Raw genomic sequence first — 19229 nt, forward strand, 5'->3', positions numbered from 1 at the left:
ATGGTGTGGCGGATATTTTCTCGTGGACAGCCGTCGCGTGCACCTCGTCTACTGGGTGGGTGCACACGACATGCCGGTCACGGCGCCTCTGGCTCTTCGTCTTGATCCTCCTCATTGCCGCTGCGTCCAGCGGTGGACTCGGCTGCAGCGCGGAGACCGCCGCGCCTGCTCCGGCGAGCGCGCTGCGGCAGCGCTTCCCGGACAGGGCGGCCGAGGTGCTCGAACAGGGCGCAGCCTTCACCGTCACAGGAGAGGGGTTTGCGCCGGGGGCGCCGGGCGATCCGGGCGTTCGACAGCGTGCTCGGGTCACCTTGCCCCGTGACGGCCGCGAGGCGATCCGCATCCGCGGGTTCGGCGGCGTGGAGGTGCGGGTGCGGGAGAGCGGCGCGCTCGGCGAGGGCGCGCTGACGGATCGGGCGGTGGCCTATCCGCGGGCGGGCGGGACGTCGTTCTGGACGGCGGTCTCGGCGGGCGTGGAGGAGTGGCTGCACCTCGAGGCCGATACGGTCCGCGCCGGAGAAGCGGCGGCAGCGTGGGAGGTGGAGGACGCGACGGTGCGGCAGCGCGGCGAGGGCATCGAGGTCGTCGATGCGGCCGGCGTTGTGCGGCTCTCGGTGACCGCGCCCAGGGCCTATGCGGCAGACGGGCGAGAGGTCCTTGCGAGGCTCGTGGGGAGCGGGGCGAGGATCGAGCTCCAGGTGGATGCGGACGGGGAGGAGGTGCTGGTCGATCCGCTATGGGCGCCCGCTGGGTTGATGAATGAGGTCCGCCGATACCATACGGCCACGTTGCTCGGAAACGGCAAGGTGCTTGTCGCGGGCGGCAGCGCCGTGTCCGGGCTCTATGTACAGACCGCGGAGCTGTACGACCCCGCGACGAACACATGGTCTCCGGCCCCGCCGATGAACCACGTGCGCGGCTACCATACGGCGACATTGCTCCGGAACGGCAAGGTGCTTGTCGCGGGCGGCATGGGCGGGTCGGGGAGCGACGACGGGACGGGCGCCGAGCTGTACGACCCGGCGACGAACACATGGTCTCTGGCCGCACCGATGAGCTATGCGCGTCACTCTCACACGGCGACGCTGCTCCAGGACGGCAAGGTGCTTGCCGTGGGCGGGAACAGCAGCTGGGCCGTCGCGAGCGCGGACCTGTACGACCCGGAGACGAACACGTGGTCTCTGGTCGGCGCGATGAGCGAGCCCCGCACGTGGCACACAGCGACGCTGCTCGAGAGCGGCAAGGTGCTTGTCGCGGGGGGCGCCAACGATGCTCTGGATGTCGTCGCGAGCGTGGAGCTCTACGATCCAGAGACGAGCACGTGGTCTCCGGCCGGCGCGATGAGCCAGGCTCGCCGCTTCCACACGGCGACCCTGCTCGAGAGCGGCGAGGTGCTGGCCGCGGGGGGCGACGACGGCGCCGGCGCCCGTGTGGCGAACGCGGAGCTCTACGATCCAGAGACGGACACGTGGTCTCTGGCCGGCGCGATGAGCGAGCCCCGCACGGACCACACGGCAACGCTGCTCGGGAATGGCAAGGTGCTTGTCGCGGGGGGCGCCAGCGACGCGCTGGATGTCGTCGCGAGCGTGGAGCTCTACGATCCAGAGACGGACACGTGGTCGCTGGCCGGCGGGATGAGCCAGGCTCGCCGCTTCCACACGGCGACGTTGCTCGAGGACGGTGCGGTGCTTGTCGCGGGCGGTGACGACGCCGTGGGCGGCGTGATGCTCGCGGACCTGTACGACCCGGTGGCCGTGAGCCCCTGGTCTCCGGCCGGCACGATGAGCAGGCCCCGCACGGACCAGACGGCGACGCTGCTCGAGAGCGGCAAGGTGCTGGTCGTGGGCGGAACGGGCCCCAGGGACACGCCGGCAGACGCGGAGCTGTATGATCCGGCGGCGAATACCTGGTCTCTGGCCGGATCGATGCGCTGGCCCCGCTGGACTCACACGGCGACGCTGCTCGAGAGCGGCGAGGTGCTTGTCGTGGGCGGCTGGGGTGGCAGTCCCGCTACCCAGCTGCCGAGCGCGGAGCTGTACGACCCAGCGACGAACACCTGGTCTCCGGTCGGGGCGATGAGCCTGGCCCGCTCACAGCACACCGCGACGCTGCTCCGCAGCGGCAAGGTGCTGGTCGCAGGCGGCGTTCACCGTGACCGGAGCGAGTTTCTTGCAAGCATGGAGATGTACGACCCCGGGACGGGCGCGTGGTTGCTCGCCGCGCCGATGAGGCACCGCCGCGCGGGTCACACGGCGACGCTGCTCGGGAACGGCAAGGTGCTGGTCGCGGGGGGCTATGACGAGAGCGCGGATCTCACGAGCGCGGAGGTGTACGACCCCGAGAGGAACACGTGGTCTCTGGTCGCGCCGATGAGTCGAGCTCGCTATGACCACACGGCGACGCTGCTCGGGAGCGGTGAGGTGCTTGTCGCGGGCGGCTATGGCGAGAGCTCGGATCTCACGAGCGCGGAGGTGTACGACCCGGGGACGAACACGTGGTCTCTGACCGCGCCGATGAGGCTTGTCCGCGGCGACCACACAGCGACGCTGCTCGATAACGGCAAGGTCCTGGTCGCGGGCGGGGGCATCAGCGGGCGCTTCGTGGCGAGCGCGGAGCTGTACGATCCGGCGGTCAACGCCTGGTCGGCGGGCGGCGCGATGAGCCAGATCCGCGGTCACCACGCCGCGACGCGGCTCGGGAGCGGCGAGGTGCTGGTGGTGGGCGGCGAAGGTCGCAGGAACGGAGGGAATATCATGAATATCCTGGCGAGCGCTGAGCGGTTTGCGCTCGCGTCCCTGGGCAGCGCCTGCGCCCAGGGGGCCAGTTGCGCGAGCGGGTTCTGCGCCGACGGGGTCTGCTGCGAGACCGCGTGCGACGGCGGCCCGTGCGACGCGTGCTCGGTCGTGGCCGGGGCCGCCGCCGACGGCACCTGCGCCCTGTTCACGGGCCCGGCGTGCGACGACGGCGACGCTTGCACCCAGCGCGATACATGCCAGGCGGGCGTCTGTGCCGGCGCCGATCCCGTGGTGTGCCCCTCGGACCCGTGTCAGGTGGGCGCGTGCGATCCGGCGACGGGGGAGTGCTCGAGCGCAGCGGTGGCCGATGGCACCGCGTGCGACGACGGCGACGCTTGCACCCGGAGCGATACATGCCAGGCGGGCGCCTGTGCCGGCGCCAGGTTCGTGATCTGCTCGGCGCCGGACGATTGCCATGAACCGGGCGCTTGCGACCCGGGGACGGGGAGGTGCTCCTCTCCACGCAAGCCCGATGGGACGAGCTGTCCCGGGGGCACCTGCACGAACGGCGCTTGCGTGCCCGTGACGAGCGGGAGCGGGGGCGATGGCGCGAGCAGCGGTGGCGCGAGCAGCGGTGGGGCGAGCAGCGGTTGCGGTTGCCATGTCGGGCCGGGCGCCGCGCCGAGGGCAGGGGCGCCGTGGGCAGGCATCGGGCTGCTGCTCTTGCTCCGGCGGCGCCGGAATCGGCCCCTGGGGTCGCCTCGCGGCCCCTCACATTGATCCGCTGACTCGCCTGGCCGAAAGCCGTACGAGACCGGGAAGAAGCGCGCGCTCGAGCCGTCGCCCCGGGGCTCGCCGCCGCCGCAGCCGACCGCAGCGCCGGCGTTGATTAGACTGCACAAGTGCCAGAGGAGCAGAAGTCGACGCCTTGTCGCACGCTCCTGCTGCAAGGAGTTGCCATCTCCGGTCTCGGAGCTCGGGGCGAAATGCACTAACGTCGATCGGCAGGTCGAGGTGCGGAAGGGCGCCGAGCTCCGGCGCCGAGTGGGAGCAGCGCGATGACCGTGATCGATTTTTACACGCTTCCGCGTGCCATTCAGGACGGCCTGATCGAGGCGTTCCGCGGGCGGTTCGCTCCGGCGCCGATCGTCAGCCGGCTCGGGACTCGGCGCGTCATCGCGGTTTGGCTCGCGGTCAGCGCCGCGGCGGGCCTCCTGCTGGCGGCGCTCTGCGCGGCCGGCCTCGGCGACGTCAACAGCGCCCTCGCGCTCCACCCGAGGGCGGCGGCCGCCGCGTACGTGCTGCTCGCCGCGACCACCGCCATCGGCGTGCTCCAGGCGCTCGCCTACAACGCCGCCCTCGTCTCGCTGCCGTTCACGCCCGGCCTGTTCGTCTTCCCCGCGAACCTGATCGACGCGCGCGACCACAAGCTCCGGGTCTTCTCGCTCGCGGAGCTCTCGCGCGTCGCGGCGGCCCCTCGGGGCGCCGTGGTCCTCACGTTCGGCGGCACGCGGCACGCGTTTCCCCTCGAGGACCCGTCGCGCTCGGACGACGTGATCCGGGAGATCGAGGCGGCGTGGAGCCGCATGAAAGCGAGGCCCGACGCCGCGGAGCTGCGCCGGCTCGATCCATTCGCGCCGCCCGCCATCGAGAGCCCGTTCGCGTCGCCGATCCCGCTCTCGCGCGAGGTACCGGGGTGGCAAAGCTATCGATGGCTCCTCGCGGCCGCGGTCGGCGTCACCCTCGGCCTGGGGCTCTTCTTCCTCCGCAACCGGATGAGCGACGCTCGGATGTACGCCGCGGCGCGGGCGCGCGACGACGTGGCCGCGTACCAGAGCTACATCACGCGCGGCCGCGGCCACGGGGAGGTCGTCTCGCAGGTGCTGCTGCCACGGGCCGAGCTGCGCCTCGCGGTGGCAAAAGGCTCGGTGGAGGCCATCGACGACTTCATCCGCGCCTACCCGAGGACGGGCATCCAGGCCGAGGTGGCCGCGGCCCGCCGCGCCGCGCTCGCCGCGGAGCTCGAGCGGGCGCGGGAGGTGGGCACGCTCGCGGCGCTGCTGGCGTTCGCGGAGCGCTACCCGAAGCACGGCCTGGACAAGGCGTTCAACGACGCCAGGCACGCGCTCTACGTGCGCGCGCTCGATCGGTACAGGAGCGAGATGCCCGAAGGGAGCGAGCAGAACGCGGAGTTCGTGCGGCGGCTCCTCGCCTATGCGGAGCGCGTGGGGCCCGAGCGCACGCCGCAGGGCCTCCGGGGCCCGGCCGTCCAGGTCCGCTTCCGGCGGCTTCCGTCGCAGGACCTGAAGCGCGCCGACGATCTCGTGATGAAGAGCCCGATGTTCAGGGGCGTCACGTCCCTGCCGACGCGCTACGTGGATGCGACCCGCCTCGATCCCCAGGAGAAGCGGACCGCGTCGGCGCTGGCAGAGGGGCTCGCGCGGGGGTTCGAGCCGGAGCTCGTCACCTTCGAGCCGGGCCCGCCGTTCGAGGGCGCCGCCGAGGAGCCGCCCTCCGTGACCTCCCCGTCCCTCGTGGTGAGCTATCGCGTGGAGTCGTCCGGGATCGCCTATGGCAGCAAGAAGCCGCCGATCATCATCATGGGGCTCAAGTTCTTCTTCAAAACGAAGTTCATCTTGCCCGGAGACGCTCAGCCGCTGCTCACGAGCGACGAGATCGCGCGGCGGATCCCGGCCGGGCTCATCCAAGGGCAGACCGCCTCCCCGCGCCCTGGGACCCTCGAGGCCATCGTCTACGAGAGCATGATGCGCGAGGCCTTCATCGACCTCGGGGAGCGCTACCTCTCCACGTGGTTCCGGAAGCGCGACGAGCCCCGGTGAGGGTGGACGAGCTCCACGCGCTCCGGGGGGCGGCTCAGGGACGGGGAGGGCTGCGGCGCCAGGCGAACGTCACGGCGATCCCCGCGAGCGCGAAGGTCGCCTGGAGCAGGTGGACCAGCACCGAGATGGCGATCGCGGAGCTCGCGGTCAGCCCGAACAGCGGGGCGGCGAGCGCGAAGGCGCCGTCCGTCGCGCCGATCTGGGCCGGGATGAGGTCGCCGGCCGCCGTGCCGGCCGCGCCCACGCCGTACGCGGCGAGCGCGCGCACGGGGCCGCCCTCGGCGCCGACCGCGGCGAGGAGCACGGCGTACTGCGCCGCCTGGAGCGCGCGGCTCGCCACGTGGGCGGCGAAGGGGCGGGCCGGCACGGGCGGGCGCTCGCGGACGGCCTCCTGGAAGGCGGCCGTGGCGTGGCCGGCGCGGGCGAACCGCCGGGCAAACCAGGCGAAGGCGGCGCGCTGCCGCGCCGCGTAGGCGACGCCGAGGCCGCTCGCGGCCAGGAGCGCGGCGTGCGCGAGGACGCCGAGGGCGAGCGGGGAGGCGCCGCCGCCGAGCCGCCACAGGGCCAGGGCGGCGAGGAGCGACAGCGGGCTCGCCGAGAGGAGCGCGAGCGACTGGTTCGCCGTGGCGATCGCGGCCGCGCGCGGGGCGCCGACGTGGGGAGAGAGCAGCGCCGCCTTGACCGCCTCGCCCGCGGCGCGGCCGGCCGGCATGAGCGCCATCACGGGGTAGGAGACGACGTGGATGCGCACGAGCTCCGCCGGCGGGACGCTCCGCCGCGGGCAGAGCGCGCCCGTCGCGAGCGTCTCGCACCCGAGGCGCGCGGCCTCCAGCGCGGCGAGGAGCGGCAGGAGCGGCGCGGCGCGCGCCACCGCGTCGAGCATCTCCGCCGCGCCGACGTGCCGGATGAGCGCGACCAGGGCGGCGAGGCCAACGACGCCGAGCGCCGCGTGGAGCAGCGCACGGCGCCGCGCGCGGCGGGCAGCGTCGCTCCGGGCGGCCGACGAAGCGGCGGTGAAGGGCGCCCCCTCGCCGCCGCCCGGGCGCCCGGCGTGGCCGCCGGGACATCCCTCTGCCGCTCGGGCCGGAGGCAAGTCAGCCATGGGAGGGGCCTGCACTGCGAGGCGCGTGCCGGCGCCGTGTGCGCGCGGCGTGCGCATGCGGGGGGCGCGCCTCGCGCTGGGCACGCGCCCCGGGCGTGCCTCGCGGCGGCGCGGCCGGCGCGATGGCGCGATGGCGCGATGAGCCCCTGGCGGCCGCCGTGAGCCACGAGGCCCGCGCCCGCGCGCCGCGCGAAGGGGAGGAGCGGGGGGGAGGGATGTCAGGAGCATGCCTTCCTGGTCAACTCGACAGAGAACCGTGGAAGACTGCGCTCATCCTATGACTTGCTTGCATGTCGAATCGTTGCATCGCGGGAAGTCGGCGTTTCCCGGGCTCAGCGCCCTGGCCGCGCTGCTGATCGCCGCCTCCGCGGGCAGCCTGGTCGCGTGCGGATCGGCTCCGGAGGAGGGCGCGCCGGGCGGCAGCGTCTCGAGCGGGGGCGACTCGGGCGGCGGCGGCGCGTCGGGCGGAGGTGCGTCGGGCGGAGGCGGCGCGGACACCGCTCTTCCCGAGATCCCGCCCGCCGCTCCGGAGATCGTCGCGCAGCGCCTGACCAGGTTCCTGTGGAACGACGGGGCGCTCGCCGGCGAGATCAGCGCGCGCCTCGCGGCTCCGGTGGAGGCGCAGGCCGTCCAGGATCTCGCGCGCGAGATGCTCGAGGATCCGCGCGCCAGAGACGGCGTGGGGCGCTTCTTTCACTGGTGGCTGCGCTCGAAGCTGCTCAGGGCCTTCACCCCCGAGGGCGAGCCCGTCGACGACCCGCTGCTCGCCTCGATGCGCAAGGAGGTCGCGGCCTACGGGAGCGCGGTCGTCCTCGACGAGGACGGCACCCTGGATACGCTGATGTTCGCCCCGTACACCTTCGTCGACGCGCGCCTCGCGGAGCACTACGGGATGAGCGGCGTCGAGGGCGACGAGCCCACGCGCGCGCCGTACGGTTCACCGAACCGGATGGGGCTCTTCACGAGCGCCTCCATCATGACGACGTTCCGGAGCGCCTATCCCGTCTCCTGGCCCGTGAAGCGAGGCTGGCTCGTCCGCTCTGCGTTGCTGTGCACGGAGCTCCCCGACGGTTCGCCGCCCGAGGAGCTCGTGATCGGCCGATCGATGCGCAAGCAGATGATCGAGGCCACCGCCCCGGGCACCTGCGACATATGCCATAGCCAGCTCAACCCGCCGGGGTTCGCCTTTCTCCGGTTCGACAGCATGGGGCGCGAGCTCGCGGACGACGGCGGCGAGCCGTTCGACACCTCCGGCTGGGTGACCGGCGTGCCGGGCGAGCCGAGATACGGGGATGTCCGCGAGCTTCTCGAGATCTTGAGGGAGCTCCCGGAGGTCCACGCCTGCATCGCGCAGATGGCGCTGCACTACGCGACCGATCCTCTATCGTCCGCCAAAGATGGTGCTCCGGTGGGGCTGGGGCCGCGCATCGAGGCGCTGGCGGCGGCCTTCGCCCGGTCCGGGCGCAACCTGCGCGAGCTGCTCGTCGAGGTGGTCGGGACCGCCGAGTTCCTCGGCGAGCCGGAGCTCACGTGGGGGTTCCCGGATCCCGACCGGCTGCCGTGAGCCGCCCGCAGGCGCCCGCGCGCGTGACCTCCGGCGCTCACGCCGCGTCGAGCGGGGCGTGGAGGCGCGCGCCGGGCACCACGATGCCCCCACGGTCGCCCGGGGTCAGCGCGCCGAAGCGCTCGCGGAACACCGGCGGCAGCTGCCGCGCGCCGGGCGGCGCGAGCCAGAGGCGGAGCAGGTGCCGCTTGCGATCGGGCTCGGGCCAGTCCTCGAAGGCGGTGCGGTCGTGGAGCAGCGTGTGGTTGTGCACGAGCTGGATGTCGCCCGGGCGGAGCTCCATGGTCATGTGGAGCGCGGGGTCGTTGGCGAGGGCGTCGAACAGGTCGAGCGCCTCGACCTGCCGGGCCGTGAGCGGCGGGACGCCCGGAAAGCGGCGCGCCGACTCGATGTACTGCCGCTGGTAGATGGCGGACAGGAGCCCAGCGTGCCAGTTGAACACCGGGATGTTGAAATAAGGCCTCTCGCCCGCGGGCACCTCGCCCCGGCGATCGGTCTCGATCGGCGCGAACAGCGCCTCGACGAGGTCCGGGCGCGCCCGCCGCATCTCGTTGTACAGCGTGACCGAGCTGACGAGCGCCGAGAGCCCGCCCGCCCTCGCGGTGCGGAGGCAGAGCAGCGCCACGACGTCGCACGAGTCGGTGTGGAACGTCTGCCGCTCGCGCGTCTGGTAGATGCGCACGCTCGGGTCCTGGCTCGACAGGCCGAGGTCCTTCACGTGACCGAGGACGTGCCCGCGCGCGTTCTGCGAGCGCGCGCTCCCGAGGTGGCTGCCGATGCCGAGGAACGCGATCGCGGCCGCGCGGGCGTCGGGGCGACCGGGGCCATCCAGCCAGCGCCCGCGCAGGCCGCGGAGCAGGGCGAAGCCGCGGCCGTCGAGCACCTCGGCGAGCACGCGGCGGAGGCGCGCGGCGAGCGACGGCAGGGGGAAGTCCTCGCTGCGGAGGCTCGCCGGGTCTTTGCCCGTCCCGGCGAAGCGGCGGACGGCGGACTCGACCTCCTCGATCTCCGCGGGCGTGAGGTGCTCGATCCAGCCCTCGCCCTGCGCCGTCGCGGGGCCATACCAGGCCGCGGGGCCGTCGATCCACGGGGGGATGTGGGAGAGGTGCGAGATGTGCGAGATGTTGATCGACTGCGCGGTGTCTTCGGAGCTCATCGTCTCGCCTCCGGTCGCGACGCGCGAGGCGTCTCCGCCGGAGGCGCGCGCCGGAGCGCACGTCTATCGCAGCGCGGGCCGTGACGCACGCACGGCGCGCCCGCGGCCCGGCGCGGTCACCCCTTGGGCTTGCCGTTCGCGTCCCACTCCGCCCAGAAGCGCTCGAGGCCGAGGTCCTTCAGCGCGCGGTTGAGGAAGCGCCGGTCGGTCCAGGGCTCGACCTCGAAGGTGTTCCTGATGAGGCCGAACTTCTTCGAGTCGGCCACCGCCGACCTGTAACGAGCGATGACGTACTCGTCGAGCAGGGGGCTCGCGTTCTGCTTCATGTCCTCGCCCTGCTGGGCTTCCTTGTAGTTCGCGAAGGGCGTGCCCGACTTCGACCAGAGCTGGAAGGCCTGGGTGCGGTTCTTCTCGTCGGACACCCACGACGCGGACTTGACCGCGAGCGTGATGATCCGCTGCACGACGTCGGGATGTTCGTTGATGAAGTCCTCCCGCGCGACGATGCCCGAGTTGCTCGGGTAGGTCGGCGAGTCCCCCTTCGTCGAGTAGACGATCTTGGCGATCCCCTGGTCCCGCAGGGAGAGGTAGTCGGTGCCGCCGAACACCGCGTCGATGTCCTTCGTGGCGATCGCCGCCTTGGCCGTGGCCGCGTCCATGCTGATGGCGCGGATGTCCCGCTCGGTCAGGCCGTGGCCCTCGAGGATCCGGTTCGCGGAGAGCTGCGTCGCCGTGCCCTTCTGGAAAGCCACCCTCTTGCCGCGCAGGTCCTTGACCCCGTTGATGGGCGAGTCGGAGGGCACCACCAGGTAGGCGTGGCCGCGCCGGCTGGCGCTGCCGAGGAGGCGTGTCTTCAAGCCGCTCGCCCGGCCGACGACCGAGGGCAGGTGCCCGTGCGTCCAGATGTCGAGCAGGCCATTCGCGACGGCCTCGTTGACGGCCGGGCCGGCGCCGCGGAAGAAGTTCCACTTGACCTCGATGCCGTCCTTCTTGAACTCCTCGGCCAGGCTCCCCTGGAGGTGCAGCAAGGAGAAGAAGCTGCCGCCGGTGACGGGGCGATTGCCCACGCCGACGCCGGGCACGCCGACACGGATCACACTCGGCCCAGCAGCGTGGGCTCTGCCTGCGAAGAACGCTCCGGATACCACGACCGCAGCGCCCCCCAAGAACTGACGTCTATGCATGGAGCGCTCGTCATGCAGCGGGCGTGCCGCTCTCCCGGGATCCTGGGATTTCCGGGGGTCGGCGCCGCGCGCTGCTGCTCCCGGAGCACCGGATCCGCAGCGCGGTGCTGCCGGCGCCGCAGGGGCGAGGCGCGCGCCGCTTTGCCTGGAGCGGGCGGCGCCGGGCGAGGTAGGGTGCCGCGATGTCGATGCCCGATCTGGCGCGCGTGGGCGCCTTCCTGGAGGAGGTCGCGAGCGAGGAGATACTGCCGTTCTGGCGGCGAATCGCCCAGGCGGAGGTGACGTCGAAGGCGACGGCCCTGGATCCCGGCGACGTCGTGACGACCGTGGATCTCGCGGCGGAGCGGCGCCTGTCGCGGGGCCTCTGCGCGCTCCTGCCCGGGTCGGCGGCGGTCGGCGAGGAGGCCGCGCACGCCGATCCGCGGCTGCTCGACGCGCTCGGCGGCGGCGGCTGGTGCTGGCTCATCGATCCGCTCGACGGGACGCGCAACTTCGTCGAGGGCAACGACCGCTTCGGGATCATGGTGGCGCTGCTGAGCGCCTCTGAGACGCGCGCCGCCTGGATTCACCTGCCGGCGCGGCGACAGACCTTCTTCGCCGAGGAGGGGGCCGGCGCCTTCCTGAACGGCGCGCGCTTCCTCGCCGGCGCCGTGGACGGGGCGGAGGCGCCGGCGGGGACGATCTACACGCGCTTCATGCCCGGCGAGGTGGGCGCGGAGATCGAGGCCCGCGCGGAGGGCGCCTACAGGCCGGTGCAGGGCGCTGGCAGCTCCTGCGTCGATTACCCGAGCGTCGCGCGAGGCGAGAGGGATTTCTGTGTCTATTACCGGATGCTGCCATGGGATCATGCACCCGGAGCCCTGATCCTCCGCGAGGCGAACGGCGTGGTCGAGCACCTCGACGGGACGCGCTATTCCGCGATGAGCAGGGGCCAGGTGACGATCGTCGCCCGGAGCCGGGGTATCGCCGACCGGATCCGGCGGGTGCTCTCCGCCCGAGGCGGCGATTAGCCCTTCCGACGTCGCCCGGTCAGGCGACGCGTCGCTCTGGCCTAGTTCCGCCCGCCAGGAGTCCGGCCAGCGATCTGGGGAGAGATTTCAACGCGAAGGCGCAAAGGCGCAAAACTGCACAAAATCTGTTTCTTTTTTGCGCCTTTGCGCCTTTGCGCCTTTGCGCCTTTGCGCCTTTGCGCCTTGGCGTTGAGCTCTTTCTCCCCTCGCGACACCGGTCCCTGGCAGGATCTCTGACCCGAGGTACTAGGATCTCGTGAGATCGGAGGTGGAGCGCGCGGCCGACGCGCGCAGCGCCGCGTCCGCGCTGAACACCGCGAGCCCGGTCCAGATGCAGGCGAAGCTCACGGCCTGCGTGGCCGTGAACGGCTCGCCATAGACCAGCACGGCCAGCAGGAACTGGCCGCTCGGCGCGAGATACTGGAGGAAGCCGAGGGTGGTCAGCGACAGGCGGCGCGCCGCGTTCGTGAACCAGACGAGCGGCAGCGCGGTGATGATGCCCGTCGCGGCGAGGAGGACGTCGGTGCGAAGGTCGACGTGGCCCATGGCGCCGGCGTCCCGGGCATGGAGGGTGGCCAGGTAGGCGGCGCCGAGCGGGGCGATGAACAGCGTCTCGAGGGTGGAGCCAGGGAGCGAGTTGACGGCGGCGACCTTCCTCAGGAGGCCATAGACACCGAACGTCCCGGCCAGGGCCAGCGCGATCCAGGGGACCGCGCCCGCGCGCACGGCGAGGTGCACGACGCCCGCGGCGGCGAGGCCGAGCGCGATCCACTGCGCCGGGCGGAGTCGCTCGCGCAGGAAGACCATGCCGAGCAGGACGCTGAGCAGCGGGTTGATGAAGTAGCCGAGGCTCGCGTCGAGCACGCGCCCCACGGCGACGGCGTAGATGAACAGGACCCAGTTCGCCGACACGAGCGCGCCGGTCGCCGCCATGGCCCCGACGACGCGCCGGTCGCGCAGCGCCGCGCCGAGCGCGCGGAGCTGCCCCGTGGCCAGCGTGAGGGCCGCGAAGGCGAGCAGGCTCCACACCGTGCGGTGGGCGAGGATCTCGACCGGACCGACGTGACGGAGCTGCTTCCAGAAGACGGGGACGATGCCCCAGGAGCTGTAGGCGGCGACGCCGTACACGACGCCGAGGGCGGCTTCTCGGCGGCTGTCGCGAGCGTTCTCGGGCGTGCGCATCGACGGTGGGGCCCTTCTGAGGTGCGATGCTCGCGGCTCGAGGCGGCCGTGACGCGGCGCCGCTCGCGTCTGGTTGGCGGCGAAGATGTCGGACGTTGTCGAGGATTTCAAGCTCTTCCTTCGCGCGGCGCCGCGGGCGCGGCGGCCGGGATCGCGGTCCCGGCGGCGACACGGGAGCTCCGGTGGCGCCACGGGAGGTCGCTCCCGGAGCGACGTCCACCGCCGGATACGCCGACTCGCGCGCTCGCCCGATACGCGCCGTGCTCGCGGCCGCCGCCGCGCAGCGCGTGCGCGTCGCTCGATCCCTGCGCTCGTCGGCCCGCCGTCGATGCCCGCCGCCGCGCCGCCGCGCCGGATCGTGGGCGATATCGCGCTTGCCGCCCCACCGCGGGGCGCGCCGAGCTCGCCGCCGCGCCGCCGGATCCGCGTGGCACCCGTGTTGCTGGCGCGGAGCGCGGCGCCCGGATCGGCGCCGAGCACAGCGAGGTAGGAATGCGAAGTATCTACTCTGTGGCAGCGGTCTGTGCAGCGACGCTGGTCGGCTGCATGGATCATGGGGCCGGCGGAACACAACCTGGAGAAACAGAGCCTGGAGAAGCAAAGCCCGAGGAGATGGGGTTCGTCACCGTCCAGTGGTCGATCGAGGACAGGACCGAGGCCGACCAGTGCAAGACCTACGGCGCGCAGGCGGTCGAGCTGTTGCTCATCAGCACGAAGAACAACCATGTCACCAGGCAGGTCGTCCCGTGCGAGCGGTTCGATACCAGCGTGCAGGTCATCGCCGATGACTACGTCGGGACGATCACGCTCCTCGACGACAACGGCAAGGCGGTCAGTGAGCCGCTCCCGGTGGGGCCGTTCGAGGTCTCCGGGGAGGAGCAGGCGACGCGCCGGGTCAGCTTCCCCGCCGCCGACCAGCAGCGGGAGCGCGGCACGCACCGCGACCGCGGCACCCAGCGCGGCCGCGAGTCACAGCGCGACCGCGACCGACAACGACGGTAGCTCGCCCGCGGCTCCTGCCGCCCGCAGCGACCGCGCGCTCGCCCGCCGCAGCCTCACCCGGCCACGGAGCTCGGCCGGCTCGCCGTTACGCCGGCGAGGGCGCTCGGTCCTCCGGCGTCGCCCCGGAGCGCCCCCGACCTTCCACCAGCTTCAGGAGCTTCTCCTTCGTGGTCAGCCCCACGTGGCGCGCCACCTCCTTGCCCGCGTCCAGCGCGATGACCGTCGGGAACGCGCGCACGTTGAAGCGGCGGGCGAGCGCCGGGGAGCGGTCGCCGTCGACCGCCACCACCTTCAGGCGGCCTGCACCCTCCTCCGCCAGCTTGTGCAGGATGGGCGCGAGCGCGCGGCACGGCGGGCACCACGTCGCGGTGAATTCGACGAGGACAGGCACCCCGGCCTCCAGCACCTCGGCGTCGAAGCTCAGCTCGTCGATCTCGTGGACACGGTTCGTGGACATCGCGTGATCCTCCATGCCTGCCCAGGTCCCGAGATCGGCATCCATTACAACGCTCGGCGCTGTAATATGGGCGAGGCTCGAGACCTGACCTCCGTAGACCATGGACGCCATCAAGGACGCGGACGACATTCTGAGCCATGTGTCGCACCTTGTGCGCTCGGAGCGCTCGGCGCTCGCCGCGCTGGCGCGCGCGGAGGGGGTGACGCCCGAGGATGCCGTCGACTGCGTGCAGGAGGGGCTCTGCACGCTGCTCACCTCGGCGCAGCGGGGCGCGCTCCCGGAAGACGCCGGCGCGTGGGGGGGCGTGCTGGCCGCGATGGTGCGCAACGCCGCGCGCAACCGGCGGCGCCGTCACTTCCGCGCCCGGCCGCACGAGGACGTCGACGCGCACCCGGAGGCCGCGGGGGATTTCCCGGCGACGGACGAGGCGATCGCGCGCGCCGAGGAGCACGTCCGCCTGCGGGCGTGCGTCGAGGAGCTCTGCGAGATCCAGAAGGCCGTCGTGACGCTGCGCATGCTCGAGGAGCAGCCGGGGGAGGACGTGGCGCGGGCGCTCGGCATCTCGGCCGGCCACGTCGCGGTCCTCCTGCACCGCGCGAAGCTCGCGCTGCGCGCCTGCATGACGTCGCCGTCCTGACCGCGCCGAGCTCCCTCTGCGCGGCTGCGTGACGTCGCCGTCCTGACCGCGCGCGGCGCCACCTCGAGCGCGCGGCGCGGGGGCGCCCGGGTCTGCTATGTCTCCGGCGAGACGCCATGAGCTCCCCTCCGCCTGCCTCACGCATCCTTGCGCCCGACGAGCCGCCCGCGTTCGAGGTGGTCAACCCCGAGGGCCGCTCCAGCGCGGTCCTGCTCTGCGACCACGCCTCCAACGCGGTCCCGCGGAGCCTCCCCGAGCTCGCCCTGCAGGAGGAGGCGCTCCGTGAGCACACCGGCTGGGACATCGGCGCGGCGCTCCTCTCGCGCCGCCTTTCCGTGCTCCTCGACGCGCCGCTCGTGCTCTCCGGCTACTCCCGCCTGGTCATCGACTGCAACCGGCCGCTGGGCGCGCCGAGCTCCATCCCCGAGGTGAGCTGCGGCGTGCCCATCCCCGCCAACGTCATCGACGCCGCCGAGGCCAGGGCGCGGGCCGACGCGTGCTTCTGGCCCTACCACAACGCGATCACCGCGCTCCTCGACGCGCGGCGCGACGGCGGGCACCCCACGGCCATCCTGAGCGTCCACAGCTTCACGCCGTCGATGCCCGGCCAGGACCGGCCCTGGCACGCGGCCGTCCTCTACGGGCGCGACAGGCGGCTCGCCGCGCCGTTCATCGAGCTCCTGCGGCGCGAGCCCGGGCTCTGCGTCGGGGACAACGAGCCGTACCACGTGAGCGCGGGCGGAGATTACGGGATCCCCGTGCACGGCGAGGCCCGCGGCCTGCCGTGCGTGCTGCTCGAGATCCGCCAGGACGGCCTGCTCAGCGCCGAGGGCGTGGAGGCCTGGGCGCAGCGCCTTGCGGCGATCTACCGGGAGATCGAGGCGCAGGGCCTCCCCGGCGGCGCGTGAGCGCGCCTTCCTCCTGCCGTCACAGGTCGGGCACGCGAGTACATCGATCGCGAACGTGCGGCGCAGCAGTTCGGCCCGGGGGCGATAGCCGCCCCGCTTGCATGCCGCGGCGTTGAGCCCGCCGGCGCGTGTCGCCGGCAACCCGGTCGCATGATCTTCGGTCGCAGCGAGCTGCGCGCTACCCCGGCTTCTTCGCCACGACGAACGCAACCATCCCCCCAGCACCAACCTCCCTCTCCTCGATCTCGACGAACCCTACCTCGCGCATCTCGCGGAGGATCGTCTCGCGATCGTAGACATGGACGACCGGCGCCTTCCCGAACCAGCGCAGCACCGTGATGATCGCGCCGTAAGGTACCCAGGTGCTGCCGAGGCAGACGTTGGACGAGATGAACGAGCCGCCGGGCTTGAGGAGGTCGAAGATTGTCTTGAGGGTGTGCCTCCGATCGGGGACGAGGTGGAGGATGGAGTAGGCCCAGGCGCTGTCGAAGTGCTCGGGCTCATACGGAGCACGTCCGTCGAGCGTGCCCTGGCGAAAGGTGACGTTGGTCACGCCTTGGACCTGCTTCTTCTGGTCGGCGATGCGGATCATCTCGGACGAGACGTCCATCGCGTGGATGTGGCCGGCGAACGGCGACATCTCCAGGGCGAGCGAGCCTGTGCCGCAGCCGATCTCGAGGACTGTCGAGCCCGGGCGCAGGTGCTCGCGGGTGATTGCCTTCTTGCGCTCGAAGGCCGTGACGTTCCCCACCGGCTTGGCGGCGTACTTCTCGGCGATACCGTCCCAGAACTTGGCGTCTGTGCTCATCGTGGTCGACGATCCTATGCACGCGGCGCGTCTGCGCCCGGTGCAAGTTCGTGACGCAGGGGCGCAGTTTCGCGCCACCCCTCGGCCTCGCCGCGGAACAGCGCTGCGCGCTCTGTCATCGCCGCGGTGATGCCCTCGCGCGCGGCCCGCAGGCGCGCGTTGTCCCGGAGGTCGCGGTGGCTGAGGAGCCAGAAGTCTGCGACGTAGCGCAGGTCCGGCTTCGCGAGGCGCTGGAGCCCTGGCTCCGGATCGCCGGCGTACGTGGGTAGCATCACGAAGCCGAGGCCCGCGTGTGCGGCCTCCATCATGATCGCCATCGACTCGAACGTGCCCCAGATCGGAACCTCGGGATAGCTCGACGACGCGACGAGCTCCTCGGCGATCTTGCGCAGGTTGGATCCGAGCCAGCGCGCGGGGCGCGCGCCGCGCTCGGGGTCGAGCTGGGCAGCGTGCGCGGTCGCGACGTAGTTGCAGAGGGTGATGGGGACGAGCCGCCGCCCGATCAGGTGCTCCGGCGGGGACGCGCTCGGAAGGAGCGCGCGCACCGCGATGTCGGCCTCGCGCTTCGACAGATCCAGGTTCTTGGCATCGGCATCCAGCTCGAGATCGATGCCGGGATGCTGCTCGCAGAGACCGGCCAAGGCGCGGAGGAGGAACTTCGCGATGAAGGGGTCGGTGCAGGTCACCCGCACGGGCCCCTCGAGCCGCGCGTCCTGCCCGGCGAGGCCGCGCTCCAGCGCGGCCATCTCCCGCTCGACGCGCTCCGCCCCCGAGACCATCTCGTTGCCCGCGTCCGTCAGCAGGTACCCATCGCGGTGCCGGTCGAACAGCTTCACGCCGAGCCGCGTCTCGAGGGCCTCGACCCGCCGCGCCACGGTCGAGTGGCTCACGCCGAGCATCGAGCCCGCCGCGCGAACGGAGCCCGTTCGCGCGAGCGCGAGAAAATGGCGCACGTCATCCCAGTCCACGATGCCCGCCAGCATACCCCTCGCGGGTGCGCGCGACAGATGCAGCACGAGCCGCCATGGGCACACGTCGCCCTGCGGCAGGCTGTCGTGATGTCTGAGGGCGACGGCGCGGCTCAGGGGGCCGGCGCAGTGTACGCGCGCGCCAGCGGCGGCCACGCGCGCGCCGGCGTCCACCCATCCCGGGGAAGCCGTGGCGGCGACCCTTGACAATAAAAGTTGTCAAGGCTAGGTAGGGTCACGTGCTTGACGTTGACGTGATCGACGATCCGGCCGCCGCCACGGCGGCGCTCGAGCCAGTCAGGAACCGGCTGCTGTCGGAGCTGGCCGCGCCGGCCTCCGCCGCCACGCTCGCCACGCGCCTCGGGATCGCGCGCCAGAAGATCAACTACCACCTGCGCGCCCTCGAGGCGCACGGCCTCGTGCGGGTCGCCGAGACGCGAAAGTGGGGCGGCCTGACGGAGCGCCTGCTCGTCGCGAGCGCGGCTTCCTACGTCGTGTCGCCGCGCGCGCTCGGGCCTGTCGCCGCGGATCCGCAGCGCACGGCAGACCGCCTCTCCGCGAGCTACCTCATCGCCCTGGGCGCCCGTGTCGTGCGGGAGGTCAGCGACCTCCTGCGGCTGTCGCGGGAGGCCGACAAGCGCCTTGCTTCCCTGGCGATCGACACCGAGGTCCGCTTCCGGTCTCCGGCGGAGCGCGCCGCCTTCACCGGCGAGCTCACCCGCGCCGTGACGTCGCTCGTCGCGCGCTACCACGATGAATCTGCGCCCGGCGGGCGGTCGCATCGCCTGGTGATCGTCGCTCACCCCACACCGAACGAGACACCCAGAAAGGAGCCAGCATGCCAGTGAGAAAAGACGCGTCCGGACGCCGGTCCGTGCAAGCCGAGGTCGAGGTCCCGGGCAGCCCCGAGGAGGTGTGGGAGGCCATCGCGACAGGGCCCGGGATCTCGTCGTGGTTCGTGCCGAGCGAGGTGGAGGAGCGCGAGGGCGGCACCACCGTCTCTCACTTCGGCCCGGGCTCGAGCATGGACTCGGTCGCGAAGATCACCGCCTGGGAGCCGCCTCGCCGGTTCACCGCCGAGAGCCCGGAGGACATGGGGCCGGGCACCCCGACGGTCGCGACCGAGTGGATCGTCGAGGCGCAGTCCGGCGGGACGTGCGTCGTGCGCGTCGTGCATAGCTGGTTCGCGAGCACCGACGACTGGGACAAGCAGTTCGAGGGGCACGAGCACGGCTGGGTGGCGTTCTTCCGGCTCCTGCGGCTCTACCTGGCGCATTTCCGCGGCCGCCCTTGCGTGCCATTCCAGGTGATGGGCGCCGGAGCCGCGCCGGTCGCCACGACGTGGGACGCGCTGGTCGGCCCGCTCGGGCTCGCGGGCGCCGCCGCGGGGCAGCGGGTGAGCACGGCGGCCGGCGCGCCGCCCCTCGCCGGCGTGGTCGAGCGGGTCGGATCGAGCGAACACCCGGAGCTGCTCCTCCGCCTCGAGGAGCCGGCGCCCGGCATCGCGCACCTGTTCGCGCTGCCCATGGCGGGGCGGGTCTTCCTGCCGATCCGCGTCTATCTCTACGGCGATGAGGCCAAGCCCGCAGCCGCGCGCGCCGAGCCATCGTGGCAGGCCTGGATGGCCGAGCGGTTCCCGGCGCAGTAGGTCGGCTCAGCGCGCGCGACGGGGCTGC

At 72.5% G+C, this 19229-nt stretch carries 16 protein-coding genes; 9 read left to right on the forward strand and 7 right to left on the reverse strand.

From position 1 onward, the window contains the following. Positions 1–101: 101 nt before the first annotated feature. Together WME96_RS10895 and WME96_RS10900 are read left to right on the forward strand one after the other, a co-directional pair. Complete coding sequence (locus WME96_RS10895) at positions 102–3515, forward strand: kelch repeat-containing protein (RefSeq protein ID WP_437290080.1); 3414 nt, start codon at positions 102–104, stop codon at positions 3513–3515. Positions 3516–3793: 278 nt separating this feature from the next. Beyond that, complete coding sequence (locus WME96_RS10900) at positions 3794–5575, forward strand: hypothetical protein (protein WP_437290081.1); 1782 nt, start codon at positions 3794–3796, stop codon at positions 5573–5575. 34 nt (positions 5576–5609) lie between these two features. On the opposite strand, the gene WME96_RS10905 is transcribed toward WME96_RS10900, so the two are convergent. Continuing rightward, positions 5610–6677 (reverse strand): lysylphosphatidylglycerol synthase domain-containing protein, encoded by a 1068-nt coding sequence (locus WME96_RS10905; RefSeq protein ID WP_437290082.1) that lies wholly within the window; start codon positions 6675–6677, stop codon positions 5610–5612. A 301-nt stretch (positions 6678–6978) separates the two neighbouring features. On the opposite strand from WME96_RS10905, the gene WME96_RS10910 reads away from it, so the two are divergent. Next, positions 6979–8241, forward strand: coding sequence for a DUF1592 domain-containing protein (locus WME96_RS10910; protein WP_437290083.1), 1263 nt, complete (start codon positions 6979–6981; stop codon positions 8239–8241). A gap of 37 nt (positions 8242–8278) precedes the next feature. Here the strand turns inward: WME96_RS10910 and WME96_RS10915 are convergent, their stop codons facing one another. Beyond that, a complete protein-coding gene (locus tag WME96_RS10915; protein ID WP_437290084.1) occupies positions 8279–9397 on the reverse strand; it encodes a TauD/TfdA family dioxygenase in 1119 nt (372 codons plus the stop codon). 116 nt (positions 9398–9513) lie between these two features. Beyond that, positions 9514–10494: an ABC transporter substrate-binding protein gene (locus WME96_RS10920; protein ID WP_437290085.1), complete on the reverse strand. Its 981-nt coding sequence runs from the start codon at positions 10492–10494 to the stop codon at positions 9514–9516. A gap of 269 nt (positions 10495–10763) precedes the next feature. Between WME96_RS10920 and WME96_RS10925 the strand changes: the two genes are divergently transcribed. Further along, positions 10764–11591, forward strand: coding sequence for an inositol monophosphatase family protein (locus WME96_RS10925; RefSeq protein WP_437290086.1), 828 nt, complete (start codon positions 10764–10766; stop codon positions 11589–11591). Positions 11592–11837: 246 nt separating this feature from the next. Here the strand turns inward: WME96_RS10925 and rarD are convergent, their stop codons facing one another. Further along, positions 11838–12773: an EamA family transporter RarD gene (rarD, locus tag WME96_RS10930; protein ID WP_437290087.1), complete on the reverse strand. Its 936-nt coding sequence runs from the start codon at positions 12771–12773 to the stop codon at positions 11838–11840. Positions 12774–13385: 612 nt separating this feature from the next. Between rarD and WME96_RS10935 the strand changes: the two genes are divergently transcribed. Continuing rightward, the gene (locus WME96_RS10935) at positions 13386–13775 is read left to right on the forward strand and encodes a hypothetical protein (protein WP_437290088.1); all 390 of its coding nucleotides are present in this window, start codon (positions 13386–13388) and stop codon (positions 13773–13775) included. 85 nt (positions 13776–13860) lie between these two features. Here the strand turns inward: WME96_RS10935 and WME96_RS10940 are convergent, their stop codons facing one another. Further along, on the reverse strand, positions 13861–14232 hold the full coding sequence (locus WME96_RS10940; RefSeq protein WP_437290089.1) for a thioredoxin family protein: 372 nt from the start codon (positions 14230–14232) through the stop codon (positions 13861–13863). Between the two features lie 100 nt (positions 14233–14332). Between WME96_RS10940 and WME96_RS10945 the strand changes: the two genes are divergently transcribed. Next, positions 14333–14869: an RNA polymerase sigma factor gene (locus WME96_RS10945; RefSeq protein WP_433935345.1), complete on the forward strand. Its 537-nt coding sequence runs from the start codon at positions 14333–14335 to the stop codon at positions 14867–14869. Between the two features lie 116 nt (positions 14870–14985). Further along, positions 14986–15777, forward strand: coding sequence for an N-formylglutamate amidohydrolase (locus WME96_RS10950; protein ID WP_437290090.1), 792 nt, complete (start codon positions 14986–14988; stop codon positions 15775–15777). A gap of 178 nt (positions 15778–15955) precedes the next feature. On the opposite strand, the gene WME96_RS10955 is transcribed toward WME96_RS10950, so the two are convergent. Continuing rightward, positions 15956–16585 carry a class I SAM-dependent methyltransferase gene (locus WME96_RS10955; RefSeq protein ID WP_437290091.1) on the reverse strand — a complete coding sequence of 210 codons (630 nt, stop codon included), beginning with the start codon at positions 16583–16585 and terminating at the stop codon, positions 15956–15958. Between the two features lie 14 nt (positions 16586–16599). Next, on the reverse strand, positions 16600–17568 hold the full coding sequence (locus tag WME96_RS10960) for a LysR family transcriptional regulator (RefSeq protein WP_437290092.1): 969 nt from the start codon (positions 17566–17568) through the stop codon (positions 16600–16602). A 224-nt stretch (positions 17569–17792) separates the two neighbouring features. On the opposite strand from WME96_RS10960, the gene WME96_RS10965 reads away from it, so the two are divergent. Further along, a complete protein-coding gene (locus WME96_RS10965; RefSeq protein ID WP_437290093.1) occupies positions 17793–18401 on the forward strand; it encodes a helix-turn-helix domain-containing protein in 609 nt (202 codons plus the stop codon). Next, positions 18392–19201, forward strand: coding sequence for an SRPBCC family protein (locus tag WME96_RS10970; protein ID WP_437290094.1), 810 nt, complete (start codon positions 18392–18394; stop codon positions 19199–19201). The genes WME96_RS10965 and WME96_RS10970 overlap by 10 nt, the downstream gene beginning before the upstream one ends. Positions 19202–19229: the final 28 nt, after the last annotated feature.

This window comes from Sorangium sp. So ce406, from assembly GCF_051474675.1.
In the GTDB taxonomy this organism is placed as follows: domain Bacteria; phylum Myxococcota_A; class Polyangia; order Polyangiales; family Polyangiaceae; genus Sorangium; species Sorangium cellulosum_G.

Excerpts from the sequence above, each read along its gene's own strand:
- WME96_RS10900 (WP_437290081.1), top strand. The coding sequence starts at position 3,794 with ATGACCGTGATCGATTTTTACACGCTTCCGCGTGCCATTCAGGACGGC.
- WME96_RS10905 (WP_437290082.1), bottom strand. The coding sequence starts at position 6,677 with ATGGCTGACTTGCCTCCGGCCCGAGCGGCAGAGGGATGTCCCGGCGGC.
- WME96_RS10915 (WP_437290084.1), bottom strand. The coding sequence starts at position 9,397 with ATGAGCTCCGAAGACACCGCGCAGTCGATCAACATCTCGCACATCTCG.
- WME96_RS10925 (WP_437290086.1), top strand. The coding sequence starts at position 10,764 with ATGTCGATGCCCGATCTGGCGCGCGTGGGCGCCTTCCTGGAGGAGGTC.
- rarD (WP_437290087.1), bottom strand. The coding sequence starts at position 12,773 with ATGCGCACGCCCGAGAACGCTCGCGACAGCCGCCGAGAAGCCGCCCTC.
- WME96_RS10935 (WP_437290088.1), top strand. The coding sequence starts at position 13,386 with ATGGGGTTCGTCACCGTCCAGTGGTCGATCGAGGACAGGACCGAGGCC.
- WME96_RS10940 (WP_437290089.1), bottom strand. The coding sequence starts at position 14,232 with ATGTCCACGAACCGTGTCCACGAGATCGACGAGCTGAGCTTCGACGCC.
- WME96_RS10945 (WP_433935345.1), top strand. The coding sequence starts at position 14,333 with ATGGACGCCATCAAGGACGCGGACGACATTCTGAGCCATGTGTCGCAC.
- WME96_RS10950 (WP_437290090.1), top strand. The coding sequence starts at position 14,986 with ATGAGCTCCCCTCCGCCTGCCTCACGCATCCTTGCGCCCGACGAGCCG.
- WME96_RS10955 (WP_437290091.1), bottom strand. The coding sequence starts at position 16,585 with ATGAGCACAGACGCCAAGTTCTGGGACGGTATCGCCGAGAAGTACGCC.
- WME96_RS10960 (WP_437290092.1), bottom strand. The coding sequence starts at position 17,568 with ATGCTGGCGGGCATCGTGGACTGGGATGACGTGCGCCATTTTCTCGCG.
- WME96_RS10970 (WP_437290094.1), top strand. The coding sequence starts at position 18,392 with ATGCCAGTGAGAAAAGACGCGTCCGGACGCCGGTCCGTGCAAGCCGAG.